This window comes from Micromonospora deserti, from assembly GCF_003236335.1.
GTDB classification, from domain to species: domain Bacteria; phylum Actinomycetota; class Actinomycetes; order Mycobacteriales; family Micromonosporaceae; genus Micromonospora; species Micromonospora deserti.
This window is the reverse complement of the sequence record NZ_POUB01000467.1, coordinates 1-2,276: the sequence shown is the minus strand read 5'-3', so window position 1 is coordinate 2,276 and position 2,276 is coordinate 1. Positions and strand designations below refer to the sequence as shown.

Here is a 2,276-nt window from a genome sequence, read left to right as displayed (position 1 = left end):
CCACCGGGTCAGCCCCAGCCCGGCCACCCACAGCCGGTCACCGCCCCACCGGGTCAGCCGGAGCCGGGTCACCCACAGCCGATCAGCGCGCCGCCGGGGCGCCCGTATCCGGTCAGTGGGCCGCCCGTGGCCCCGCCGCCGGTGAGCGCGCCGCCGGCGCCGCCCTGGGGCATGACCGCGCCGCCGTGGAGCAGCGCCGCTCCCCCGCAGGAGCTGAACACCCCCGCGTCCGGACCGAACACCGACCCGACGTCGCCGGCCGAGGCGGCCGACGCGGAGCGGGACGCCGACCCGGAGCCGGCGTACGTCGAACTCGACGACCCGCTGCCCGGGCCGGAGCCGGCGCTGTCCGAGCCGGCGCCGTCGGCCAACCCCGCCGCGCCCGCGCCGCCGTCGTACGCACCGCCGCCGGCGTACCCCGTCGTCGTGGCGCCCGAGCCGCACGGCCGCAGCCGGACGGCGGTGGTTGTCGCGGTGACCGCCGTGGGCGTGGCCCTCGCGGCCGTCGCCGGGGTGGGCGCGCTGGTGCTCAGCCGGGACGCCGCACCGCCGGCCGGGCCGGCCTCCCCGGCGCCGTCCGCGCCGGCGGCGACCGGGCCGCCGCCGGGGGACCTGACGCTGCGGGACGACATGGCGACCATCACCCTGAGCTGGACCGACCCGGCCGGCGGCGGGGTGCCGTTCATGGTGGCCGGTGGCCGGGCCGGCCAGGCGTTGGGCGTGCTGGCCACGGTGGACCCGGGGCAGACCAGCTACACGGTCAACGGGCTGAACTCCCGGGTGGACTACTGCTTCACCGTGCTGGCGGTCTGGTCGACGGACTCGTTCGCCACGTCGGGGCAGGTCTGCACGGAGCGGGCGGGCCGTACGCCGCCGAGCTGACCGTCCACAGCCGCGGGCGCGCACGCTGGGTGTCCACAGCGGGACGGTGCGGGTTCCCTCGCCCTGGAAGCGGGCCATATGATGGCACCCGGCTCAGGGGAGGGGGTCGCCGGCGGGCGCGCCACCCGCCGGGACGACAGGGGGAGGCAGCCGGTTGTGGCGACCATCGACGATGCCGTGAGCACCGCACCGGAGGCGGCACCTCCCCGGTCCCGGCGGATGCGCGGCGGGCTGGTCACCGTCGCCACAGTGGCCGCGCTGCTGGCCGCCATGGGGCTGACCGTCCTCGGGCTGGGCACCGCCGACAACGCGGTGGCCAGCTACGACGCGAGTTCCTGGCTGTGGAGCGCGGCGCGCAGCGAGATGGCGCGGGTCAACGGGGTGACCGCGCGGGTGGACACCCGCGTCGAGATTCCCGGCGCCCGCCGCCACCCGATGCAGGTCACCCAGACCGACCGGCTGCTGATCCTGCGGGACCTGAACACCGGTCAGGTCAGCTCGCTGGACCTCGCCACCCTGCAGATCACCGCGACCACCCGCACCACCCCGGGCCTCGGGGTCAACGTCGCGCTGCACGAGGACGCGGCGTTCGTCGTCGACGCGGTGCAGGGCATCGTCCGGCAGCTCGACCCGCGGTCCCTGGCGCCGGTGGGTGAGCCGGTGCGCTACCCGCCGGGCATCACCGGGGGAGCCTTCGACGGCGAGGGACGGCTGTGGATCGCGGTGCCGAGCGAGGGCACTGTCTCGGCGATCACCGCCGCGACGCTGCCGTCCGCGCCGGCCTCGGCTGCCCTGGCGGGAGCCGGCCTGAGCCCGAAGCAGGTCGAGACGTACGACGTGGCCGAGGCCAGTCACGAGCTGGTCGTCTCCACCCTGGACGACGGTGTGGCCGTGCTCGACCGGACGGCCGGGACGCTGGTCACCGTGCGGCGCGGCGCCGTGCGCCCGACGAGGTTGGCGATGTCCGCCCCGGGGGCGTTGCCGGCGCGTACCAGCGGGCCGGACGTGCCGGTGACGGTGCCGGGCGAGCGGCGGGTGCACGTGGTCGGCGCCGGCGGCGAGGTGCGGGCGTTCACCGTGCCGGGCGCGGGCGACCGGCTCAGCCCCGCGGTGGCCTGGGCCGACCGGTTCTACTGCGCCGACGAGGCGACCGGCGCCATCTACTCTTTCGACGCGGGCGGGCAGCTGGTCGACACCATCCGCGGCCGGGCGACCGGGCCGCTGGAGCTGGAGGTGCGCGAGAACCACCTCTTCATCAACGCGCCCGACTCGGCGACTGCCCGGGTGGTGGACGACAAGCACCAGGTCCGCGAGGTCGACAAGTACGCCAACGACGTGCTCGGCGGCGACCCGCCGCCCGCTCCCCCGCCGCCGAGCACGTCGTTGGCGTACTT

Annotated in this window: 1 protein-coding gene and 1 pseudogene; both read left to right on the top strand. The window is 76.8% G+C overall.

The window, feature by feature from the left end; translation table 11 throughout:
* Positions 1–882, top strand: an 882-nt coding sequence (locus tag C1I99_RS31200; protein WP_233512820.1) for a fibronectin type III domain-containing protein, incomplete at its 5' end; no start/stop codon positions are given.
* Positions 883–1,038: 156 nt separating this feature from the next.
* Positions 1,039–2,276, top strand: a pseudogene (locus C1I99_RS31195) (fibronectin type III domain-containing protein); the annotation flags it as partial.